Origin of the sequence: Yersinia enterocolitica subsp. enterocolitica (assembly GCF_901472495.1) — a bacterium.
GTDB classification, from domain to species: Bacteria; Pseudomonadota; Gammaproteobacteria; order Enterobacterales; family Enterobacteriaceae; genus Yersinia; species Yersinia enterocolitica.
The window spans coordinates 874,509-897,731 of record NZ_LR590469.1 but is presented as its reverse complement, the minus strand read 5'-3'; the positions used below and the strand labels follow the sequence as shown (position 1 = coordinate 897,731).

The following is a 23,223-nucleotide window of genomic DNA, read 5'->3' as shown; positions in this document are numbered from 1 at the left end:
CGCAAAAAACAAATTTACGCCGCCTGTAAGAGGAATAATTATGCATTACCAACCTAAACACGACCTACTCGATAATCACACTATTTTAGTGACGGGTGCAGGTGATGGCATTGGCCGCGAAGCGGCTTTGACTTATGCTCGTTTTGGTGCGCGCTTGATTCTCGTCGGCCGAACCCTACACAAGCTTGTTGCGGTGCAGCAACAGATAGCCAAGGCTGGCGGTCAGGCGGCTATCGTTTGGGAACTGGATTTACTACATGCTACAGCGCAAGATTGCCAGCAACTGGCGGATGCGCTCAGTCAGCAAATTTCGCATCTGGATGGTGTATTGCATAATGCCGGTTTATTAGGTGAGATTGTGCCGATGGCAGAGCAAGATATCACCGTCTGGCAGGATGTTATGCAAGTGAATGTCAATGCAATTTTTATGCTAACTCAAGCATTATTACCATTGCTGCTGAAGTCGCCGAGTGCCTCTTTGGTATTCACCAGTTCCAGCGTTGGCCGTCAGGGGCGCTCTGGATGGGGGGCTTATGCCGTGTCAAAATTTGCCACCGAAGGCATGATGCAGGTACTTGCTGAAGAATATAAGCAGAGTAATCTGAGGGTTAATTGTATCAACCCTGGGGGCACGCGGACTCAGATGCGCGCCAGTGCTTTCCCAGATGAAGATACCAATAAGTTAAAAACACCGGCCGATATTATGCCGCTTTATCTCTACCTGATGGGCGATGATAGCCGCAGAAAGACCGGTATCAGCTTCGATGCACAACCCGGCCGTAAACCCGGCCCCGCAGAATAAAGGAATGTTTCATGTCTGAAGAACGCCACCAGCAGCGCCAACAAAAAATAAAAGAAAAGGTTGAATCACGGGTTGCAGCAGCGCAAGAAACTCGCGGTATTTTGATTGTTTTTACCGGCAATGGCAAAGGCAAAACTACCGCTGCATTTGGTACCGTAACCCGTGCTGTTGGCCACGGACTGAAAGCGGGAGTGATACAGTTCATTAAAGGTGAATGGCCGAACGGCGAGAAAAATCTGTTGCAACAACATGGTGTTGAGTTTCAGGTGATGGCAACTGGCTTCACCTGGAATACACAAAATAGAGAAACAGATACCGCTGCCTGTCAGGGTGTTTGGCAACATGCGCGGCGTATGTTAGCTGATCCGACCTTAGATTTAGTGGTGTTAGATGAACTGACTTATATGGTCGCTTATGACTACTTATCACTGGATGAGGTTGTTGACGCGCTAAAACAGCGCCCTGCCCATCAAACCGTGATAATAACTGGCCGTGGTTGCCATCGGGATCTATTGGAAATGGCAGATACCGTCAGTGAATTACGCCCGGTTAAACATGCTTTTGATGCTGGTATTAAGGCACAGCAAGGTATCGACTGGTAATTATCTGATTTAAGAGGAAAGATAAACTCAAAGAAAAAGAAAGGGAAGAAAATGATTTCTTCCCATAAATAACCTACTTATCCGCGCTTATTAGCCCCACGACGCCCAGTAGCAGCTGCCGGAGCTGCGTTACCTACGTTTTGACGGGTAGAACCTTTACGGGCTGAGCCTTGACGTCCAGCAACCTGGCGGCCAGCAACTTCAGTATGGCGCTTAACCGCACGACGAATTTGATTAGCTTTGACCCGACGCCGGTCTTTCTCAACTGGCAATTTACTGACAGTTTCAGAATCCAACTCCACGAGTTCACGTAAGTAGTTGGTCGCTTTCAGATCTAATTCAGTCCAACCGCCACGAGGCAAGCCTTTTGGCAGATTGATGTCACCATAACGAACACGAATCAGGCGGCTAACCTGCACACCAACAGCTTCCCACAAGCGGCGAACTTCGCGGTTGCGCCCTTCGGTCAACGTGACGTTATACCACTGGTTAATCCCTTCCCCGCCCTGGAAAGTAATGGTGCGGAATGCCGCTGGGCCATCTTCCAGTTGAACACCGCGGCTCAGTTGTTTGATTTTTTCGTCATCAATTTGACCAAACACACGCACGGCATATTCGCGTTCAACTTCACGGCTAGGGTGCATCAGGCGGTTAGCCAATTCACCATCAGTGGTGAACAACAATAAACCTGAGGTATTAACGTCCAGGCGGCCTACCGCAACCCAACGCGAACCGCGCAGTTTTGGCAGACGGTCAAATACCGTTGGGCGGCCTTCAGGGTCATTACGGGTACAGAGCTCGCCTTCCGGCTTGTAATACGCCAGAACACGACACACGGCTTCTTCAGATTCTTTTATCGAAAGAAGATGGCCGTCCAGACGAATTTTAGTAGCCTGAGTCACCTCAACACGATCACCCAGCTTTGATATTTTACCATCAACGCTGACACGGCCCTGTTGAATGATGGTTTCGATTTCCCGACGAGAGCCATGACCCGCTCGTGCCAAGATTTTCTGTAATTTCTCACCGACAACTTTTGTTTTTTCACCCACAACCTTGTCGCCCTGCGGTTTAGGGCTTGGTGGCTTTGAGTTTGGTAAATTTTGGTCTTCTGACTTCTCGCTCATTGAGCAACCTCTAATGTCGCCTTCACAGGCGTCGCGTTATATATTGTAATCAATAAGTTAAACTCACAATCAAGCAGAACTCACTGATTGTAATACATTTTAGAACACAGCGTGGCGCGTAAAAAGTGACGCAAACGCCTCAACACGCTGGTTCGTGACCGGGCATATTACACTATTTTCACAGTCAGGGATTCAAAAAGACTCGGATGTCACTAACAATGACTTATATCGCCAATCCATTTAACGGAATGGCGTTGTATCCCCGGCACCTTCGCGGATAACTTCTGGCGAGGAATCAGTCAGGTCAATAACCGTCGTCGGCTGTTGGCCCAGTGAGCCGCCGTGAATAATTAAATCCACTTGTTTGCCCAAGTGCTCTTTGATCTCTTCTGGATCCGACTCAGCAAAATCATTGCCCGGCAGCATCAATGTGGTCGACATCAGCGGCTCGCCTAATACATCCAACAATGCCAGCGCAATCGGATTAGACGGTACACGCAAACCAATCGTTTTACGTTTGTCATTCATCAAACGCCGCGGCACTTCTTTTGTCGCTTTCAATATAAAGGTGTAGTTGCCGGGAGTGTTGTTCTTGATCAGCCGAAACGCCTGATTATCAACATAGGCGTAAGTTGATAGTTCTGATAAATCACGGCAGACCAATGTGAAGTTATGATTACCATCCAACTGGCGAATACGACAAATACGTTCCATTGCCGTTTTATCTTCTAAGCGGCAACCAAGGGCATAACCCGAATCTGTCGGATAGACAACCACCCCACCCTTACGTAAAACATCCACACTTTGGTTGATTAACCGTGGCTGAGGGTTTTCTGGGTGAATATAGAAAAATTGACTCATAACTCTACCTAATCATTAAATGTATGAATTAGCTGGACTGACTCTCTATCGGCCAATCGCGCCATACCGGTTCCACCCCTGCGGGCAGCCACAATTTGCGGCCCAATTCAATCCAGGAACAAGGTTGATGGAAATCAGACCCCTGGGATGCAAGTAAATTATAGTCGCGCGCATACTGAGCAAGTTGTGCCCGTTCGTGGGGGGCCTGCTGGCACTGGGCAACTTCCATCGCATCACCACCATGCTCAGCGAAATGTGCTAATAACCGCTTTAACCATTTCGCCGTTAAATCATAACGCCCAGGGTGCGCCAGCACTGCTTGCCCACCTGATTGCTTAATAGCATCAATGGCTTGTTCTATTGTACACCATTGCGCGGGAACATAACCGGTCTTGCCTTTGGCCAAATACTTTTTGAACACCTGGCCGACGTTACTGGCTAGCCCTAACTCCACCAGATAACGGGCAAAATGGCCTCGTGTCACCTGGCCGCCTTCTGCCAACCGATTCGCCCCTTCCCAGGCATCAGGAATACGCGCTTTCGCCAACCGGGCACTGATTTCTTGCGCCCGACTATAACGATGCTCGGACTGTTGGCTTAATAACTGGCAGATGCTGGGATGTTGGATATCCATGCCCAAACCCACAATATGGATCTCATGATTTTCCCATAATGTGGAAATCTCCACACCGGAAATCAGCCGGATGGGCAGTTGCTGCTGCTCAATAGTCGCAGCGGCTTCAGCTAACCCTGCGGTGGTATCGTGATCAGTAATCGCCAACACACCTACGCGCATTTGCGCCGCCCTGATCACCAACGCCGCGGGGCTCAGCGAGCCGTCCGACGCGGTGGTATGACTATGTAGGTCATAGAGAGTAAAGGCTGTTGATGTCACAACATCAGTTAAATCAGCCGAGTTAGGTGATGTGGTGTTATCAGACAACACGGGTTTATTAGATAAAACTGATTTATTAGACAAAATAAAAGTCCGGAAAAAGCGTGGCTAACTATCATACTCGCTAATGTGACATTAACGTTAATCAATCTTGTTTGGCGTCCAACTCATTCAGGCAAATATCGCGGCCAAAAGAGTTGGTTAAAAACAATCATTCAGGGGTTGACATTCATTTCGCGAACCAGTTAACTAGTACACAAGTTCACGAGATACCAAGATGCTGCTCAGGAACACCGAGCAACACCGTTTGTGCAGTAACACAATGAAAGCAATCATAGAGAGTGACTGATAATGAAAACTTCCCTAATTTCCTTACTGCGTTGGTGGCACATCTCCCTCTTCCGGGCGGTGTAATCGCGCATATCAGTCATCAGACAGTGCAGATTGCTTCAGCCCGCTAATAGCGGGTTTTTTTATGAATGTACCCGTCATATTTCAAGCTACATGTGCGTTGGCTGCTCTCTCACCCGATTGCCGCCTTGCTGTAACTCGAATTATTTTGGGCATAGATTTCGGCATATACCTTTTTTCAGGAACCACAAACGATGCAAACCTCGCGCCCCACTTTACAGTTACTGACCACCACGGCGTGTTACCGTGATGACCCAACCGCGCTGTTCCATCAGCTTTGCGGCGCGCGGCCAGCAACATTACTGCTTGAGTCAGCGGAAGTGACCAGCAAGCAGAACCTGAAAAGTCTGCTGATTATCGACAGTGCGCTGCGTATCACCGCTCTGGGGCAGAAGGTGACCATTGAAGCATTGACACGCAATGGTGCGGCTTTATTACCATTGCTGGACGCAGCATTGCCAGCGCAAGTTGAGATTCAAGTCCGCCCTAATGGCCGCGAATTAACATTCCCCGTGATTACTGATGTGCAGGATGAAGACTCCCGCTTACAAGCGCTATCCGTTTTCGATGCTTTGCGTTTGTTGCTGAAACTGGTCGATGCCCCGCAGACCGAGCGAGAAGCCATGTTTTTGGGTGGCTTGTTCGCCTACGATTTGGTCGCCGGTTTTGAAAACTTGCCGCAGTTGCGCCAAGACCAACGTTGTCCGGACTTCTGCTTCTATTTAGCTGAAACCTTGTTGGTGTTAGATCATCAACATCGCTCAACAACATTACAAGCCAGCCTGTTCACCCCGGATAATAGCGAGCACCAGCGCTTGACGGCTCGTTTAGAACAGCTAGCCCACCAATTGCAACAAGCACCGCAGGCCATTCCTGCCAAGTCAGTACCAGAGATGGCGTTACAGTGTAACCAATCAGATGAAGAATATGGTGCCGTTGTCAGCGAGTTACAGCAGGCAATCCGCGAGGGTGAGATTTTCCAGGTCGTCCCTTCTCGCCGTTTCTCACTGCCTTGTCCGTCGCCACTGGCGGCGTATCAAACACTGAAAGACAGCAATCCAAGCCCATATATGTTTTTCATGCAGGATAACGAATTCTCCCTGTTCGGTGCCTCACCTGAAAGCGCACTGAAATATGATGCGACCAATCGTCAAATTGAAATTTATCCGATTGCCGGGACGCGCCCACGCGGCCGCCGCGCGAATGGAGAACTGGACCGCGATTTGGACAGTCGCATTGAACTGGAAATGCGTACCGACCATAAAGAATTGGCGGAACACTTGATGCTGGTGGATTTAGCCCGTAATGACCTGGCGCGTATCTGTGAACCGGGTAGCCGTTATGTGGCTGATTTAACCAAAGTCGACCGTTATTCCTTTGTTATGCATCTGGTTTCTCGCGTAGTGGGCACGTTGCGCCACGATTTGGATGTGCTGCATGCCTATCAGGCCTGCATGAACATGGGGACATTAAGCGGTGCGCCAAAAGTTCGGGCGATGCAATTAATCGCCGCCAGTGAGGGGGCGCGTCGCGGCAGTTACGGCGGTGCTGTCGGCTATTTTACCGCTCATGGTGATTTGGATACCTGTATTGTTATTCGCTCGGCTTATGTCGAGGACGGTATCGCCACAGTACAAGCCGGTGCCGGTGTGGTGCTGGATTCAATCCCACAGGCGGAAGCCGATGAAACCCGCAATAAAGCCCGCGCGGTGTTACGCGCTATCGCCACCGCACACCACGCCAGGGAGGTGTTCTAATGGAAAATAATCTAATGGCCGATATCTTGCTGCTCGATAATATCGATTCCTTTACCTACAACCTGGTTGATCAACTGCGTTCCAGTGGCCATCGCGTAGTGATATACCGCAACCAAATTGCGGCTGACACCATTATTGAGCGTTTGCAACAACTCGAACAACCGGTGTTGATGCTATCACCCGGCCCCGGCACCCCAGCGCAGGCTGGCTGTATGCCTGAGTTGTTACAGCGTTTACGCGGCCAGCTACCGATTATCGGAATTTGCCTTGGCCATCAAGCCATTGTCGAAGCCTATGGCGGCCATGTGGGTCAGGCGGGTGAAATATTGCATGGTAAGGCTTCTGCCATTGAACACGACGGACAGGGTATGTTTGCAGGAATGCCTAATCCTTTACCGGTTGCCCGCTACCACTCGTTAGTCGGCAGCAATATCCCAACAGAACTCACGGTTAACGCCCGTTTTGGCGAGATGGTCATGGCGGTTCGTCATGATGCCCATCGGATTTGTGGCTACCAATTCCACCCAGAATCGATTTTAACCACCCAGGGTGCTCGTTTGCTGGAGCAAACCTTAGCCTGGGCGCTATCCCCTTCGCGCGTATAACCGCAAGAGTGTTAGCTGTGACTCCAGGCTATTTGGGGATGAAAATTTAAGGAATTGATGATGCACAATCTATTACCAAAAGAATTGTTATTAGAAAAACTGTTTCGCGCCGAGTCGATGACTCAGGCAGAAAGCCAACTGCTATTTGCCGCGATTGTGCGGGGTGAACTGGAAGCCAGCCAATTGGCGGCGGCATTAATCAGCATGAAAGTGCGCGGCGAAACCCCCGCTGAGATCGCCGGCGCAGCACAAGCCTTATTAGCTGATGCTCAACCCTTCCCGCGCCCCGATTACCTGTTTGCCGATATTGTCGGCACTGGTGGCGACGGCACCAACAGCATTAACATCTCCACGGCCAGCGCATTTGTTGCCGCCAGTTGTGGCGTGAAAGTGGCCAAACACGGTAATCGCAGTGTGTCCAGCCGTTCCGGCTCGTCAGACTTGTTGGCCGCCTTTGGTATTCGCCTGGACATGAGCGCCGAGCAGTCACGTCTGGCATTGGATGAGTTAGGTGTTTGTTTCTTGTTTGCGCCGCAATATCACACCGGTTTTCGCCATGCGATGCCTGTTCGCCAACAACTCAAAACCCGAACTTTGTTTAATGTGTTAGGGCCATTGATTAACCCGGCCCGCCCGCCGTTGGCACTGATTGGGGTGTATAGCCCGGAATTGGTGTTGCCGATTGCTCAAACCCTTAAAGTGCTGGGTTATCAGCGCGCGGCGGTAGTGCATGGCGGTGGCATGGATGAAGTGGCGATTCATGCACCAACTCAGGTCGCGGAGCTGAATAACGGCAGCATTGAAAGCTACGAATTAGCACCGGAAGATTTTGGCTTAAACCGCTTTGAGCTTGGCTCGTTACAGGGCGGCGCACCTGAAGAAAACCGTGACATTTTAGCACGGTTGTTACAAGGTAAGGGTGAGGCCGCGCATGCCGCAGCAGTCGCGGCTAATGTCGCATTATTGCTGAAATTGCATGGGCAGGAAAACCTGCGCCATAACGCACAACAAGCATTGGAAATGATTCACAGCGGTCAGCCTTTTGAACGTGTTACCGCTCTGGCAGCAAGAGGATAAATCATGCAGGATTCTGGGCTTAACAAAACGGTACTTCACCAAATAGTGCGCGATAAGGAAATCTGGGTTGCCGCGCGGAAATTACAACAGCCTCTGGCCAGTTTCCAAAATGACATTACCTTGAGTCAGCGCGACTTTTATCAGGCGCTACAGGGCAACAAAACGGTGTTTATTCTGGAGTGCAAGAAAGCATCGCCGTCCAAAGGCGTTATTCGCGATAATTTTAATCCAGCAGAGATTGCTAATGTTTATAAGAATTATGCCTCGGCTATCTCGGTACTGACGGATGAAAAATACTTTCAGGGCAATTTTGACTTCTTGCCACAAGTCAGCGCGGCGGTAACTCAACCCGTATTGTGCAAAGATTTTATTATTGATGCCTACCAAATCCAGCTTGCGCGTTTTTATCAGGCTGACGCTATTTTGCTGATGCTATCTGTGCTTGATGATGAGACTTACCGCCAACTGGCCGCCGTGGCTCATAGCCTGAACATGGGGGTATTGACGGAGGCAAGCAACGCCGAGGAGCTGGATCGCGCTATTGCATTAGAGGCAAAAGTCGTTGGTATTAATAACCGTGACTTACGTGATTTGTCTATCGACCTTAATCGCACCCGCGAACTGGCACCGCGTCTGCCCAAGGGCGTGACGGTTATCAGCGAATCAGGTATCAATAACTACCGGCAAGTGCGCGAACTCAGCCACTTTGCCAACGGGTTCCTCATTGGCAGCGCATTGATGTCTGAAACTGACCTGAATGCGGCGGTGCGCCGCGTGCTATTGGGTGAAAATAAGGTATGCGGTCTGACCCGCGCCCAAGATGCCGCCGCCGCCTATCAGGCCGGTGCGGTATATGGCGGGTTGATTTTTGTCGGCAGCTCACCGCGTTATGTAGACATTGCGCAGGCCCGCACCGTTATCAGTGGTGCGCCGCTGAAATATGTTGGCGTATTCCGTGATGCAAAAGTCGAAACCATACAACAAACTGCTGAACGGCTGTCGCTAAGCGCCGTGCAGTTACATGGGCATGAAGATCAAAGCTATATCAACCAACTGCGCGAAATATTGCCTGCCAGTTGCCAGATTTGGCAGGCATTGAGTGTCACTGACACCATGCCAGTTCGCCACTTACAGCATGTTGAACGCTATGTTTTGGATAATGGCAACGGCGGCACTGGCCAGAGTTTTGACTGGTCATTATTAGCCGATCAACCATTGGATAACGTGCTGCTGGCGGGTGGGCTGGGGCCGAATAACTGCGGTGCTGCGGCGCAATTAGGCTGCGCCGGTTTGGATCTCAATTCTGGGGTGGAAAGCGCCCCCGGCATTAAAGATCCCCAAAAGATTGCCGCCGTATTCCAGACATTACGCGCTGACTAATTTATACCCTTTGTACTTGAAGCTACAGGGTTGTTAGCTGCACGCACTCACCCGAATCACTTACCGATGTCAGCTCATCGGGATTCGTTTGCTGGCTGCCTGGCTGTAACTCCAATGACTTTGGGTATGACGTGCTGGCTTTATTACAAATATATTTTGGTTCATCCTATGAAGGGCAAAGAAATGACCACATTGAATCCCTATTTTGGCGAGTTCGGGGGAATGTATGTACCCCAGATTCTGATGCCAGCATTGAAACAACTGGAAGAAGCTTTTGTTAGTGCACAACTGGATCCTGAATTTCAGGCGGAATTTCAGGATTTGTTAAAAAACTATGCTGGGCGTCCAACCGCTCTGACCCTGTGTCAAAATCTGACCAAGGGAACCAAAACCAAGTTATATCTGAAACGTGAAGACTTGTTACACGGTGGCGCGCACAAGACTAATCAGGTTTTAGGCCAGGCTTTATTAGCCAAACGCATGGGTAAAACAGAAATCATTGCTGAAACTGGTGCTGGTCAGCATGGTGTAGCTTCAGCATTAGCCTGTGCCTTATTGGGCTTAAAATGTCGCATCTATATGGGTGCCAAAGACATTGAGCGTCAGTCGCCAAACGTTTTCCGTATGCGCCTGATGGGGGCTGAAGTTATCCCGGTTCACAGCGGTTCATCAACGCTGAAAGATGCGTGTAATGAAGCCCTGCGTGACTGGTCTGGTAGCTACGAAACCGCCCACTATATGCTGGGAACCGCCGCAGGCCCGCACCCTTACCCCACTATTGTGCGTGAATTCCAGCGGATGATTGGCGAAGAAACCAAAGCTCAGATGTTGGCCAGAGAAGGCCGCCTGCCCGATGCGGTGCTGGCATGCATCGGTGGCGGTTCTAACGCCATTGGCATGTTTGCTGACTTTATCGATGAGCCGGGTGTAGGGCTGATTGGCGTGGAACCAGCTGGGCTGGGTATCGAAACTGGTCAACATGGTGCTCCACTAAAACATGGCAAAGTGGGCATCTACTTCGGTATGAAATCACCGATGATGCAAACCAGTGATGGTCAAATTGAAGAATCTTACTCAATTTCTGCCGGTTTAGACTTCCCATCTGTCGGGCCACAACATGCTTATTTGAATAGCATCGGACGCGCTGATTATGTGTCAGTAACTGATGACGAAGCTCTGGATGCGTTTAAAGCGCTGTCATGCAAAGAAGGGATCATTCCGGCGTTGGAGTCTTCCCATGCATTGGCCCATGCCCTGAAAATGATTAAAGCAGAGCCGGAAAAAGAACAGATATTGGTGGTGAATTTGTCCGGGCGGGGTGATAAAGATATTTTCACAGTTCACGATATTCTGAAAGCGCGGGGAGAAATTTAATGGAGCGTTATCAACAGCTTTTCAAACAGTTGGCTGCCAAAAACGAAGGCGCATTTGTTCCTTTCGTGCAACTCGGCGACCCAACACCAGCTCTCTCCTTAGAAATTATCGACACCTTGATTGCCGCAGGCGCTGATGCATTGGAGTTGGGCATTCCTTTCTCTGATCCATTGGCTGATGGCCCGACGATCCAAAACGCCGCACTACGTGCTTTTGCCGCTGGTGTTACCCCTGGTATCTGTTTTGAGATGCTGGCAGAAATCCGTAAAAAGCACCCTACCATTCCCATTGGATTGCTGATGTATGCAAATCTGGTATTCCATAATGGGATAGATACTTTCTACCAGCGCTGCGCTGATGTCGGTGTCGACTCGGTGCTGATTGCTGATGTGCCGTTTGAAGAGTCTCTACCGTTCCGTACTGCGGCCTTGCGCCACGGGATTGCGCCTATCTTTATCTGCCCGCCTAATGCCGATGATGATTTATTGCGAGAAATAGCCTCTCATGGCCGTGGCTATACCTATCTGCTCTCCCGCGCGGGTGTGACGGGGGCTGAGAATCACGGACAGCTGCCATTGAATCATTTGATAGATAAACTGTGTGAATACAATGCGGCTCCGGCTCTACAAGGTTTTGGTATCTCAGAACCTGAGCAGGTAAAAATCAGTCTGGCGGCTGGGGCAGCAGGTGCCATTTCAGGTTCTGCTATTGTAAAAATCATTGAAAACAATGTCTCACAGCCCGCAGAGATGCTCGCGCAATTGGCCAACTTCGTGACCAATATGAAAGCAGCCACCCGCAGCTAGTTTCCCCAGAGCGCCTGATGATGCATCAGATTCAGGCGCTATCTTCCTTATTTTCAATACCTTTTCCCCAATCTATCTGCTGAAAATTTGAATTAAAGTCATTCATAACCAATACTAATAATGTGTAACACACTAAGCATTTCTTTACATTTAGCATGCGGTGGGTGTCAGCGCACCTGAGTGAAATATGCGTTAATAGCACTTTGGACTATTGGTTTATCCAATATGCCCTATAGCATTGATAAACATGGAGAGTCATTTATGAAGATTTTCAAAACTATTTCAGCTTTATGCGTTGCAGTGATTATGGCGATGGCAATATCCGCCTGCGCTCCTACAGCAAAATCGGAAGGAACCGGGGGTTATCTGGATGACACAGTGGTCACCACTAAAGTGAAATCAGCGCTGTTAGGTGAGAAGAATCTAAAATCGACTGAAATCAGTGTTGAGACCTTCAAAGGGCGGGTTCAGTTGAGTGGTTTTGTTAGCTCACGTCAGGATGCTAACCGCGCAGTACAGATTACCCGAAGCGTACCTGGGGTGAAATCTGTTAGTGATCAGATGCTGATTCGCTAATCATCTGTGGATATGCACATCTTATAGTCTGGAGACTGGCGGGGCGACTGCACCGATGGGCACTCCGACGGCTTACGCCGTTACGACCCATTCGGTACAATCCCCCGCCTATTGATGCTAAAAACGAAAAATATTAGCCAAAGTCATTGGTGTGATAGCCAGGCAGCCAGCAAATGCATCCCGATGAGTCTATTTATTTTAAGTTCAACAACCAGTTTATTTTAAGTTCAACAACCAGTCAGTGATTCGGGTAAGTGAGCCCAGCTAACACCGCTGTCACGCCAAGGACGAAGGATAATTAGAAACGATAACCAGCACCAAACATAAACACCCAAGGATCAAGGCGGGTATGAATACTTTGCTCCTGGCCATTGGCTTTAAATTTCACGTCAGTTTCGATATTCATCCACCAGACAGACATATTCACCATCCAGTTTTCGCTAACCATGTAATCCAGACCCGCCTGACCCGCCACACCCCAAGAATCTTTTACACTTAAATCCGTTAATCCGGCAGAAGCGCCAGTATTGTTGAATTTCTCATCAAAGAAAGTGGTGTAGTTCAGACCAATACCCAAATACGGGCGCAGTTTGTCTTGTTTATCGCGGAAATAATATTGCGCCATCAATGTCGGAGGCAGTTGCTTAACTTCAGCGATGTCACCGGTCGGCCCAAGGCCTATTTTATGACGGAAAGGCGTAGCAGCCAGCAATTCCACCCCGATATTATCGGTAACCAGATAACTGAAAGTCAGGCCCAACTGAGTATTGTTATCTGCTTTGAAGGAACCATAACCTAATACATCATCAGACCCGGCATTGGGTCTGACCGTTGCCGTCCCTGCCCGGAAAATATAATCGCCTGCTTGATGCGCACTTACCGCAGTCGATGCCAGAGTTGCTACGGCTAATATTGCCAAAGTGACTTTTTTCATTATCCATTCCATTTGTGGGTATATTCGCGGACAGAATATACCCACAAATGAGTATTCATGATCCAATCGAGATCACATCTTTAGTAACAATTTAAATAAATCCCAATTTAAGTAGGGTTATTTAATTCCTTAATAATATTGAAATTGATCTGGATCATAAATGGCCGTTTACACCAAATTGTGCTTATGACCATTGCTGAAAAAGACAACAGTTGTCATGCTGCTATGCTTGGATGTTGTATGTGTGAAATCGTGATCGGTTGGCTGTTTACTTTGTCAGGAGCAGTAGATTCAAGATGAGCGCTGAAATTAATCCGTGTGTCAGTTGTGGTGCTTGCTGTGCCTATTTTCGAGTCTCATTTTATTGGTCGGAGGCCAAAGATGGCGGCGGTACAGTTCCCTCTGCCATGACCGAGCAGGTCACCCCGTTTATTAGCTGCATGTCCGGCACTAATGGCAAATCTTCCCGCTGCATTGCCCTCCAGGGCGAGGTCGGCCAGTCGGTTTCTTGTTCAATCTACGACGACCGCCCACCTCCCTGTCATGAATTTGAGCAGTCAGGAGCAGCGGGGATTCACAATCCATATTGTGACCGCGCCCGCGCCCATTATGGCTTGCCACCGTTACCTGTTGATAACATCGAGGTTATTAGATTAGAAGAAATCAGCCGTTGGCCAATGACAGGATCCCACAGCGCACCATAACAAGGTATAATCATCGGCTAAGCGCTATTTTTTCGATCCCAAGGAGCTTTCATGCCTATCACGGCTAACACTTTATACCGTGACAGTTTTAACTTTTTACGTAATCAACTGGCCGCCATTCTGTTACTGGCGCTACTGACTGCGTTCATTACCGTCATGCTGAATCAGGCCTTTATCCCTGATACTGAACAACTGAGTATTTTAAGTTCCACAGAAAGTGATTTTGCGTCGTCAGGGAATCTCAGCATTACAGAGTTGGTGGCACAACTCACACCAGAGCAACAGATTATTCTGCTCAAAGTGTCTGCGGCGGCCACCTTCTCCGCATTAGTGGGTAATGTTTTATTAGTCGGTGGCATGCTGACACTGATTTCTATGGTTTCTCAAGGCCGTCGTGTTAGCGCATTGCAGGCAATTGGTATTTCAGTACCTATTTTACCCCGCTTACTGCTGCTGATGTTCATTGGTACGCTGTTAATTCAGTTGGGAATAACCCTGTTTATCGTGCCGGGTATCATTATTGCTGTGGCACTTTCACTGTCACCGATTATCGTGAGCACGGAAAAGATGGGTGTTTTCGCCGCAATGAAAACCAGTGTTAAATTGGCCTTTGCCAATGTTCGGTTGATTATTCCGGCGATGATGTTGTGGATAGCAGCTAAACTGATTTTGTTATATTTGGTCAATCACCTGACCGCGTTGCCGACACCTATTGCTAGTGTGGTTTTAAGCGCACTGAGTAATCTGGTTTCTGCATTATTGCTGGTGTATCTGTTCCGCTTATATATGTTATTACGCCCAACCGATATTACCGTATAAATATCCGTTAGATAACATGACAAAAGGGCCATTACGGCCCTTTTTGTTATTCCGGATTCAACACATTTGCTGTTGTTCTCATTTCCGGCTCAGGTTCCGATTCTTGTCTCTCTGCCACCCGCTGTTTACTCTGAATCAGCTTGAGAGCCAGATACAAATCGGGCACCAAAACCAGATCATCATCATGGCTTTTCAACTTATTAATCCGGAACCAGCGCGTCAATTCAGTGCGTCGCCCGGCTAATATCAGCTTAATATTACGCTGCTTCAGATCGCGCTTAAGCTCATCAATCGCAGCCAACACACTGATATCAGCATAAGTAAAGCTGGCTACCGCATCAATCACCACCCAGTCAGCGGGATGTGGCGTGCTATCAACCAGATTCAAAATACGTCGCTTGAAGTAGGCAACGTTGAAATACGTCAGCGGTGAGTTAAAGCGGTAAATCATCACGCCAGGCACAGGTTTAATGCCGTTACCACTGCGCATAGAATGGATCATGCCATCAGCATTAACCCCCAATAACTGCTCTGTTGGGCGAAATACCGTGCGTAAGAATTGCAATAACCCCAACAACACCGCCAAACCAATACCACTAATTACGCCCACTAAAACAACACTGACGAAAGTAAAAATCGCCAGATAGAAAGCCTGCGTATTACGTTTACGTAACTGCCATAAACTTCTGAATCCGAGCAAAGACCAGGCGGCATAAATCAGCACCACACCCAGCGCGGCGATGGGGATAAATTGCAGCGGGCGCGTTAAAAATAGCAACACCATTGCAATAACCAACGCGGCAATAATCGATACCAGTTGGCTCTTACCATTATTGGCATCATTCACTGCGGTGCGGGTACTCGCCCCACTGATAGCAAAACCCTGTGAGAGCGCGGAGACAATATTGGTGACACCGAGCGCGCGCAGCTCGACATCGGCATCCACTTCGTAGCCATTCTTGGCGGCAAAACTGCGGGCGGTAAGCATCATACTGACAAAACTGACCACCGCCAGGTTGAGTGCCGGGATCACCATGTCACGCAACAGGCCCGGTTGGAAATCAGGCCAATGCACCATCGGCAAACCACCGTCAAATCCGCCAACCACCGCGACACCAAACTGTTGCATATTGGCAGACCAAGAGACAAAGGTCGCGATGACAATGGCTAACAACGGCGCAGGCCAGTTGGGCCGTAACCACTTAACACCGTACAGCACGACAAATGTCAGTAATGAAATGGCAACCGTGGGTAAATGGCTGTTGATTAAATTATGTGGCAGAGCCAGCACTCGCTCAATCAATTGAGGTGGGCGGGCCATAAAACCAAATACTTTACCCAACTGATCAACAATAATGGTGATCGCTACCCCATTAAGTAGGCCGGTAAGTATAGGCCGCGATAATAAATCAGCTAATGCCCCGAGCTTAAAGCGGCTGGCCACCAGACACCATGTCCCCATCATCAGTGTCATCATGATAGTCAGTTGCCAGTGAACCTCGCTGTTCCCCGCGGCCAACGGCGCAACCACCGCAGCGATAACCGCACAGGTCGCCGCATCAGGCCCAACAATCAATTGCCGTGAGGAGCCAAAAAATGCGTAGGCAATCATCGGCAAAATACACGAATACAATCCAACCGCAGCGCTAACGCCGGTCAATTCCGCATAGGCGATAGCAATGGGCAATGCCACTGCGGCCACCGATAACCCAGCTCTCACATCTGGCTTAAGCCAGTCACGTTCATAAGCCATTAATTGAGTCAACCCCGGCATCCAATACCGGAGTGATTTTCTCTGCATACTAACTCCACCAAGCTTTAACCCAATATCTATTACTTATCATGCTGGGTTAATACCAAACTGGCAATATACAGACAAAATCTGTTACTTGTTTATCGTAAGTTTCTGCAAATTCCGCTGGCGGAGCGCGCATTCCCACAGATAATTAAGGATAATAGTGTTTTACCGTAGGTACCCTCACCGCACTGAATCCGGTATAGTCGGGCGGTGTACAAATGATGGATTGATTCATGAAGCAACTTTTAGATTTTCTCCCATTGGTAGTATTTTTCGTTTTCTACAAGATGTATGACATTTTTGTCGCATCAGGGGCGCTGATTGTCGCAACCTTGCTGGCGCTGGCCTTTACTTGGTTCAAATACCGCAAGGTAGAAAAAATGACCCTGGTCACCGCCATTATGGTGTTAGTGTTCGGTACCTTAACGTTGGCCTTCCACAGTGACTTGTTTATTAAGTGGAAAGTGACGGTGCTGTATGTGCTGTTCGCCGTCGCGTTATTAGTTAGTCAGTGGTTTATGAAAAAGCCATTGATTCAGCGCATGCTGGGTAAGGAACTGACATTACCCGATACCGTCTGGTCAACGCTGAATATGTCTTGGGCGGTGTTTTTCCTGGTCTGCGGTTTGCTGAACATCTATGTGGCTTTCTGGTTACCGCAAGACATTTGGGTCAATTTCAAAGTCTTTGGCTTAACCGCTCTGACGCTGGTATTCACACTTATCAGTGGCGTTTATATTTACCGACATATGCCGGAAGAACAGAAAAAGTCATAATTTAAAATAGTAGGCAGAGATGACCCAGGAACAAATATCACCTCGCGGTGAACGGTTATTACCTAGCGGTGAACAAGCATTACCCAACGGTGAGCTGGTACTGCGCACCCTTGCGATGCCCGCAGACACCAATGCCAACGGAGATATTTTCGGTGGCTGGTTGATGTCCCAAATGGATATTGGCGGTGCTATTCAAGCTAAAGAGATAGCCCAAGGGCGTGTGGTCACTGTACGTGTTGATGGCATGACCTTCCTCAAACCTGTTGCGGTGGGTGACGTGGTTTGCTGTTATGCCCGCTGCATTAAGAGCGGCCGCAGTTCTATTACCATCAATATTGAAGTATGGGTGAAAAAGGTCTCTTCCGAACCTATTGGCCAGCGTTACAAAGCTACTGAAGCGGTATTCACCTATGTGGCCGTTGATGATATCGGCAAAGCTCGCGCCTTACCTGAAGGTAGCCGAAACTTTGAAGTGGGCGCAACGCAATAGTTGCCATTTGGTTGATGTCAGATGTCAAAAGGGTCGCTCCAGCAGCGACCCTTTTTATTGCAACGTGGATATTGCCGAACAGCAATATCACTGCCTTAGTCCATTTCCGTCGTGCCGCCAATTTTGAACACCACTGTGGTGACATAATCCTTGGCCGCAACCGCTTCAAAACGCCACTTGCGCATTACCTGTTTCACTTCACGCTCAAAGGTATTACGCGGTGTTGCTTCCAGAATTCGCACATTAGTGACTCGACCATTTTCGTCAATGTCATATTGCACTTTAACCTGCCCTTCAACCCCTAACGCCAAGGCTCTGGCGGGATAAGTCGGTTTCGCCTTACTCAGGGCTTTTGGCCCAGTAGAGGTTGACACGCCCAGCACCGATGCTTTTGGTGCTGATTTAACCGGTGCATTAGTAGCAACCAGTGCTGGCTCATCTGATTTAAAAGGCTTGTCATCCGGCGGTGCAACTGTCTTTTTAACATCTGGCTTTTTCACTTCCGGTTTTTTGACTTCTTTTTTCACCGGTTTAGGTTTAGGTTTTGGTTTCACCGGTTCAGGGATAGATACAGGCACCGGTTCTGGCAGCACTTCAGGTTCTGGTGGCGCTTCTTCGATGGGCTCAGGTTCAGGTTCAGGTTCAGCCTGCGGCTCTGCCGCTGCTGGCTGTGGTGCCGCGAAGGTATCTATATTAACCATCGTGACCGCGATCGGCGCATCCTCTATCTCTGGCTGTATTCTCATTTGCTCTACAGATACATACAGCAATGCCGCAATTACGCTGCCATGTATACCTACTGAAAATGCGAGTGGCCACGTAAGCCGTCGACCCAAGAAAAATTTATTTAGCTGCATAATAATTCAGTGTCCTCTAATGCAGCTAAGTTTAAATGCAAATAGCAATCATATTCAATACGCAGTTGCAAACTATCTTAGCGATAGGTCTTAAATGATGCTTTAAACGGCAATATCTACCAAATAACACTTTCTATTTACGCCTGGTTATCATTTTATTTCATTATGAATTACCGGTGTATTGTCGATAAATTGCAGATATCCCTCTTCTCACCAATTATTGAATTTATGGGTGGAACATGATGTGATGGAACACCGAACACAAATCAAATTGCCATATCCACTGTTGATGACGAATAGGTGAAATATGCTGTATGTAATCTTTGCGACCGATGTGCCTGATTCACTTGAGAAGCGCTTGTCCGTGCGCCCTGCCCATCTGGCTCGCTTACAAGCATTGCAGGATCAAGGCCGTTTATTGACCGCGGGGCCTAATCCCGCCATCGACAGTGCGGATCCCGGTGCTGCCGGATTCACCGGTTCTACCGTGATAGCTGAGTTTACTTCGCAGCAAGAAGCCGAGGCTTGGGCAGAACAAGACCCTTATGTGGCCGCTGGGGTGTATCACTCAGTCATTGTAAGACCCTATAAACGCGTATTTTGAGTCAAAGCGATTATATCCGAACGTAAAAACATTCAGATTGATGATTGCCCGAACTGTCACGGTGTTTGGTTTGATCGCGGGGAGAAGGATAAAATCATTGAAAAATCAGTTGAGTTTGTGCTGAATAAATACACGAATTGCGATGGAAATCATACGCCTGCCATCAGGCGTATTGGCTTTAACGTACCCTCGCTCAACCCACTAGACTTTGTAGTGTTTCAGCCAATGCTCTTCACAGGTTTCCACTGCTTTGTCGAGCATATGCGCAGGTGATTTTAAGATCATATGATCTTTTCTGACCCAAACAGGGTAAGTATGTTTGCCGGCAGCAATGACTTGTTCAGCATAAATAGCAGCGTGATATAGCAGCTCAGATTCTTCACAATAAATCTCATATTTATGCAACGCCGGGCTGCTTTTCAAATCCCCGAAGAATACTGTTTTAGCTAATTTATATTGAGACATTAACTATGACCTTTGCTGGAATAGGGATTATATCATCCACTCAACCGCATCATATAACTGTGATATTCACAGCAAAAGCTTATCTAAGCTGATGTCCTGACGACAAAATTTGCATTTCCTCGCGCGCCATAACTGCGCCCGCTGAATATCATCACCTAATATTAAAATGGCCGTATTGCATTGGAAGATGGCTCACTTCTTCCAATGGGCAAGAACTGAATAAGTAACCTTGCATAGCATCGACGCCTATGTCAGCCAGTTGGCAATACTGCAAATGAGTTTCGACACCCTCGACAACAACATTCTGACAATATTCACGCAAACGCGTCACCAGGTTATCGAAGGTGACACTGCCCGCCCACTGCCAGTAAAAATGTTTATCAATTTTCACACACTCAAAGAAGCCACTGCTGGCCGCAGCAAGATGAGCATTGCCACTACCAAAGTCGTCCAACCATAGCGAATATCGTTTAGCGAGCTTACTTAATAATGCGTTCTCGGCACCATCACCGAGGTTAGGGAAGCTCTCCATTATTTCCAGTCGGATAAAAGGCATTGAATCCAATAGTGATATGACATCATCATCATTCAATACTGCGTTTGTCATATCAAAGTCTATATTTATTGAGAGTATTATTTGGTGTTCAATAAACCATTTCTGCTGATTTTTAACTTCACATAATTGAGCGTGCAGCAACTTAGCCTTCGTCTGAGCATTAAGTTGATGTAAGAAGCGTTCAGTATAAATAGGAGATTTAAAAGAGGTTGTCGTAAAGCGACTCAATAACTCTACTGCAAGTAACTTACCGTTATGTTGGTAAACAGGTTCACAGATAAAAGCGCAATCAACCGCAATGTTTAGTCTGCTATCCACAGTAAAATCCTTTTATTTGATTAGAACAGCAGTATTGATCAATTGATAAAATTGATCAATTTTTTATTATTGATCACTAAAAACGATAAATGATATTGACATGAAAAGATGAGATTTAAAACAACTTATTGATAGATATGAAAGTATCAAATAAACATGATGGTTATCATGTTTATTATTCAATAATCACTTATTTCGTTAGGGAATGGTCGCTCCGAACCCTCCCACAGTAACACCCCTGAAATTGAACGATTAGAACGAAGCAACCTGATATATAGGGTAGCGTGATCTCTTTCTGATGTTAAATAAACTGCCAAGGGTCTATTTTGCCCAGTTTATTATTAATATGAACATCAGAATCATCGCATTTTGTTAATTTAGGATAGGCGTGATTTTTCTGCGCGGAAATGTGAAATTTAAAGTGGAAAATATTATTTCCAGATTCCAATTAATATCATTTTTTTAACAATGTCAGGTCACCCCTCCAGAAGGGAGAATGTATTGCGCAAGATATTTGCAGGTAAAAATTTAATAATGGGTATCTCCTTGCTGGGGCAAAAACAAAAACAGCCTCATAAAGAGACTGTTTTTACAACCCTCACAGCGAATCACCACTCATAAGCCACAGTGAACAATAGCGACCTACGATGCTGATGCTCGTGAAGTTGCCGGACACAATAGATATGGCGATAGCGCCGTGATTGACCTTCAAGCCAGCGATTTTTTCGACGCTGGTTTTGCCGCAACATACGCCAACGGCCTACCTCATTCTTACTCCGTCTCATGAAGCTATTCTTCCAAAGCTGAGAACCGAGCTATTATAAGCTTTTCATCTGTTGCGCCAAGTCGCCACAGGGAAAAAACGCATATTTAGCCTTAAATCATCTAACCTACAGTGTGGTAAAAACAAAAAACGCCAGCTATATATAGATATCGACTAAGGTATTCGCTTTGCAAGTCCTTTAGCTTAAAAGACTTTATCCCGCAATATATCCGATTAAAGGTTTCGCCTTTGCCGTACTGTGCGTACACTCTTTAGTGACCGTTTGTGAACAGGATTTCCGCCCTTATGACAACATTTTATACCGTAATCAGTTGGCTCTCAGTTTTTGGCTATTGGTTGCTTATTGCCGGGGTCACGTTGCGTATTCTCATGAAACGCAGAGCCGTTCCTTCGGCCATGGCATGGCTACTTGTTATCTATATTCTGCCGTTGGTGGGAATAATTGCTTATCTCTCATTCGGTGAGCTTCATCTCGGTAAACGTCGAGCTGAACGCGCCAAGGCCATGTGGCCGTCTACCGCGCGCTGGCTCAGTGAACTGAAAGATTGCCAACATATTTTTGCCAGCTCCAACAGCGAGGTGGCAACCCCATTATTCCAACTGTGCGAACGCCGCCAGGGCATCAGCGGCGTTAAAGGCAATCAATTACAGTTGTTAACCACCACCGATGACACACTAAAAGCCTTAGTCCGTGATATCGAGTTGGCTCGCCATAATATAGAAATGGTGTTTTATATCTGGCAACCGGGCGGCTTGGTTGATCAGGTCGCTGAATCTCTTATGGCTGCGGCGCGGCGCGGCGTCCATTGCCGACTGATGCTGGATTCTGCCGGTAGCCAACAATTCTTCCGCACCCCCTATCCTGCCATGATGCGCAACGCCGGAATTGAAGTTGTCGAAGCACTTAAAGTCAATGTCTTCCGGGTATTTTTGCGCCGTATGGATTTGCGCCAGCATCGTAAAGTTGTATTGATTGATAATTATGTTGCCTACACCGGCAGCATGAATATGGTGGATCCGCGCTTCTTCAAACAAGATGCCGGAGTCGGCCAATGGATTGATATGATGGCGCGCATGGAAGGCCCGGTGGCGACAACCATTGGTATCGTCTATGCCTGTGACTGGGAGATTGAGACCGGCAAACGTATTCTGCCGCCGCCACCAGATACTCATATCATGCCGTTCGAAGAAGAGAGCGGCCATACTATTCAGGTGATTGCATCTGGCCCCGGCTTCCCTGAAGAGATGATCCACCAGGCATTATTAACCGCCGTGTATGCCGCTCGTAAGCAGTTGATCATGACTACGCCGTACCTCGTGCCAAGTGATGATTTGCTACATGCCATCTGTACCGCGGCGCAACGTGGTGTTGACGTCAGCATTATCGTTCCGCGCGATAACGACTCAATGATGGTGCGTTGGGCCAGCCGTGCCTTCTTCTCTGAGCTACTTGATGCCGGAGTTAAAATTTACCAGTTTGAAGGCGGGTTGCTGCACAGCAAGAGTGTTCTGGTCGATGGCCAATTAAGTTTGGTGGGAACAGTCAACCTGGATATGCGTAGCTTATGGTTGAATTTTGAAATCACACTGGTGATTGATGATGATGGTTTTGGTGCAGATTTGGCACAAGTTCAGGATGATTATATTGCTCGTTCGGTATTATTAGACGACGAACAGTGGAATAAGCGCCCACTCTGGCATCGCGTAACTGAAAGATTATTCTACTTTTTCAGCCCATTCCTGTGATCAATGGGAAAGCTAACAATTGCCTAATTGTAGATTCTCTGAGTTATTCGCTTTCAATAGCATAATAATTGTAAAAGCAGCATAGAGAGTGTTTTAATG

General features: G+C 47.8%; 24 protein-coding genes, 2 pseudogenes and 1 other annotated feature. Of the genes and pseudogenes, 17 read left to right on the top strand and 9 right to left on the bottom strand.

Features of this window, described 5'->3' with window-relative positions; translation table 11 throughout:
• Positions 1-40: 40 nt before the first annotated feature.
• Both FGL26_RS04190 and cobO read left to right on the top strand, forming a co-directional pair.
• Positions 41-802, top strand: a complete 762-nt coding sequence (locus FGL26_RS04190) for a YciK family oxidoreductase (RefSeq protein WP_005169364.1) — start codon at positions 41-43, stop codon at positions 800-802.
• Between the two features lie 11 nt (positions 803-813).
• Entirely contained in the window at positions 814-1,404 is a 591-nt protein-coding gene (gene cobO, locus FGL26_RS04185; RefSeq protein ID WP_005169362.1) for a cob(I)yrinic acid a,c-diamide adenosyltransferase, read from the top strand.
• Between the two features lie 77 nt (positions 1,405-1,481).
• On the opposite strand, the gene rluB is transcribed toward cobO, so the two are convergent.
• The 3 genes from rluB to rnm form a co-directional block, all read right to left on the bottom strand.
• A complete protein-coding gene (rluB, locus tag FGL26_RS04180) occupies positions 1,482-2,531 on the bottom strand; it encodes a 23S rRNA pseudouridine(2605) synthase RluB (protein WP_005169361.1) in 1,050 nt (349 codons plus the stop codon).
• 240 nt (positions 2,532-2,771) lie between these two features.
• Positions 2,772-3,392, bottom strand: a complete 621-nt coding sequence (locus FGL26_RS04175) for an L-threonylcarbamoyladenylate synthase (protein WP_005169358.1) — start codon at positions 3,390-3,392, stop codon at positions 2,772-2,774.
• Positions 3,393-3,420: 28 nt separating this feature from the next.
• Positions 3,421-4,338: an RNase RNM gene (rnm, locus tag FGL26_RS04170; protein WP_407842437.1), complete on the bottom strand. Its 918-nt coding sequence runs from the start codon at positions 4,336-4,338 to the stop codon at positions 3,421-3,423.
• A 300-nt stretch (positions 4,339-4,638) separates the two neighbouring features.
• Here rnm and trpL point away from each other — a divergent pair, with 300 nt between their 5' ends.
• The 8 genes and pseudogenes from trpL (at position 4,639) to FGL26_RS04130 (ending at position 12,273) form a co-directional block, all read left to right on the top strand.
• The gene (gene trpL / locus FGL26_RS04165; protein WP_100206133.1) at positions 4,639-4,701 is read left to right on the top strand and encodes a trp operon leader peptide; all 63 of its coding nucleotides are present in this window, start codon (positions 4,639-4,641) and stop codon (positions 4,699-4,701) included.
• Positions 4,663-4,764: a sequence feature (Trp leader region), on the top strand. It overlaps the preceding gene by 39 nt.
• 128 nt (positions 4,765-4,892) lie before the next feature.
• Positions 4,893-6,455, top strand: a complete 1,563-nt coding sequence (locus FGL26_RS04160) for an anthranilate synthase component 1 (protein ID WP_032912714.1) — start codon at positions 4,893-4,895, stop codon at positions 6,453-6,455.
• Between the two features lie 14 nt (positions 6,456-6,469).
• Positions 6,470-7,039 (top strand): annotated as a pseudogene (locus FGL26_RS21895) (glutamine amidotransferase-related protein); the annotation flags it as partial.
• 108 nt (positions 7,040-7,147) lie between these two features.
• Positions 7,148-8,137, top strand: a pseudogene (gene trpD / locus FGL26_RS21890) (anthranilate phosphoribosyltransferase); the annotation flags it as partial.
• Positions 8,138-8,140: 3 nt separating this feature from the next.
• Positions 8,141-9,517, top strand: a complete 1,377-nt coding sequence (trpCF, locus tag FGL26_RS04145) for a bifunctional indole-3-glycerol-phosphate synthase TrpC/phosphoribosylanthranilate isomerase TrpF (RefSeq protein WP_005169339.1) — start codon at positions 8,141-8,143, stop codon at positions 9,515-9,517.
• Positions 9,518-9,700: 183 nt separating this feature from the next.
• Entirely contained in the window at positions 9,701-10,891 is a 1,191-nt protein-coding gene (gene trpB / locus FGL26_RS04140) for a tryptophan synthase subunit beta (RefSeq protein WP_005169337.1), read from the top strand.
• A complete protein-coding gene (gene trpA, locus FGL26_RS04135; RefSeq protein ID WP_005169334.1) occupies positions 10,891-11,697 on the top strand; it encodes a tryptophan synthase subunit alpha in 807 nt (268 codons plus the stop codon). Before trpB ends, trpA begins: the two co-directional genes overlap by 1 nt.
• 261 nt (positions 11,698-11,958) lie before the next feature.
• Positions 11,959-12,273, top strand: coding sequence for a BON domain-containing protein (locus FGL26_RS04130; RefSeq protein WP_005169331.1), 315 nt, complete (start codon positions 11,959-11,961; stop codon positions 12,271-12,273).
• Between the two features lie 298 nt (positions 12,274-12,571).
• Here the strand turns inward: FGL26_RS04130 and ompW are convergent, their stop codons facing one another.
• Positions 12,572-13,207, bottom strand: coding sequence for an outer membrane protein OmpW (ompW, locus tag FGL26_RS04125; RefSeq protein ID WP_005164191.1), 636 nt, complete (start codon positions 13,205-13,207; stop codon positions 12,572-12,574).
• A gap of 296 nt (positions 13,208-13,503) precedes the next feature.
• Between ompW and FGL26_RS04120 the strand changes: the two genes are divergently transcribed.
• Together FGL26_RS04120 and FGL26_RS04115 are read left to right on the top strand one after the other, a co-directional pair.
• On the top strand, positions 13,504-13,911 hold the full coding sequence (locus FGL26_RS04120; protein WP_005169329.1) for a YkgJ family cysteine cluster protein: 408 nt from the start codon (positions 13,504-13,506) through the stop codon (positions 13,909-13,911).
• Positions 13,912-13,962: 51 nt separating this feature from the next.
• On the top strand, positions 13,963-14,730 hold the full coding sequence (locus tag FGL26_RS04115; RefSeq protein ID WP_005169326.1) for a YciC family protein: 768 nt from the start codon (positions 13,963-13,965) through the stop codon (positions 14,728-14,730).
• A 46-nt stretch (positions 14,731-14,776) separates the two neighbouring features.
• Here the strand turns inward: FGL26_RS04115 and FGL26_RS04110 are convergent, their stop codons facing one another.
• The gene (locus tag FGL26_RS04110; RefSeq protein WP_011816413.1) at positions 14,777-16,531 is read right to left on the bottom strand and encodes a SulP family inorganic anion transporter; all 1,755 of its coding nucleotides are present in this window, start codon (positions 16,529-16,531) and stop codon (positions 14,777-14,779) included.
• Between the two features lie 230 nt (positions 16,532-16,761).
• Between FGL26_RS04110 and FGL26_RS04105 the strand changes: the two genes are divergently transcribed.
• Both FGL26_RS04105 and yciA read left to right on the top strand, forming a co-directional pair.
• Positions 16,762-17,304, top strand: a complete 543-nt coding sequence (locus tag FGL26_RS04105; RefSeq protein WP_005164183.1) for a septation protein A — start codon at positions 16,762-16,764, stop codon at positions 17,302-17,304.
• A gap of 19 nt (positions 17,305-17,323) precedes the next feature.
• Complete coding sequence (yciA, locus tag FGL26_RS04100; protein WP_138060219.1) at positions 17,324-17,794, top strand: acyl-CoA thioester hydrolase YciA; 471 nt, start codon at positions 17,324-17,326, stop codon at positions 17,792-17,794.
• Positions 17,795-17,889: 95 nt separating this feature from the next.
• Here the strand turns inward: yciA and tonB are convergent, their stop codons facing one another.
• Positions 17,890-18,651 carry a TonB system transport protein TonB gene (gene tonB / locus FGL26_RS04095; RefSeq protein WP_005169321.1) on the bottom strand — a complete coding sequence of 254 codons (762 nt, stop codon included), beginning with the start codon at positions 18,649-18,651 and terminating at the stop codon, positions 17,890-17,892.
• Positions 18,652-18,958: 307 nt separating this feature from the next.
• Between tonB and FGL26_RS04090 the strand changes: the two genes are divergently transcribed.
• Positions 18,959-19,255 carry a YciI family protein gene (locus FGL26_RS04090; RefSeq protein ID WP_005169319.1) on the top strand — a complete coding sequence of 99 codons (297 nt, stop codon included), beginning with the start codon at positions 18,959-18,961 and terminating at the stop codon, positions 19,253-19,255.
• A 9-nt stretch (positions 19,256-19,264) separates the two neighbouring features.
• Positions 19,265-19,528: a TFIIB-type zinc ribbon-containing protein gene (locus FGL26_RS04085; protein ID WP_390899606.1), complete on the top strand. Its 264-nt coding sequence runs from the start codon at positions 19,265-19,267 to the stop codon at positions 19,526-19,528.
• Here the strand turns inward: FGL26_RS04085 and FGL26_RS04080 are convergent.
• The 3 genes from FGL26_RS04080 to FGL26_RS04070 form a co-directional block, all read right to left on the bottom strand.
• Positions 19,457-19,720, bottom strand: a complete 264-nt coding sequence (locus FGL26_RS04080; protein WP_005169318.1) for a hypothetical protein — start codon at positions 19,718-19,720, stop codon at positions 19,457-19,459. The genes FGL26_RS04085 and FGL26_RS04080 overlap by 72 nt on opposite strands.
• Positions 19,721-19,871: 151 nt before the next feature.
• A complete protein-coding gene (locus tag FGL26_RS04075) occupies positions 19,872-20,594 on the bottom strand; it encodes an EAL domain-containing protein (protein WP_005169315.1) in 723 nt (240 codons plus the stop codon).
• Positions 20,595-21,202: 608 nt separating this feature from the next.
• Positions 21,203-21,379 carry a YciY family protein gene (locus FGL26_RS04070; RefSeq protein ID WP_050110477.1) on the bottom strand — a complete coding sequence of 59 codons (177 nt, stop codon included), beginning with the start codon at positions 21,377-21,379 and terminating at the stop codon, positions 21,203-21,205.
• A 284-nt stretch (positions 21,380-21,663) separates the two neighbouring features.
• Here FGL26_RS04070 and cls point away from each other — a divergent pair, with 284 nt between their 5' ends.
• Positions 21,664-23,124 (top strand): cardiolipin synthase, encoded by a 1,461-nt coding sequence (gene cls / locus FGL26_RS04065; RefSeq protein ID WP_005169313.1) that lies wholly within the window; start codon positions 21,664-21,666, stop codon positions 23,122-23,124.
• The last annotated feature ends 99 nt before the right edge of the window (positions 23,125-23,223 follow it).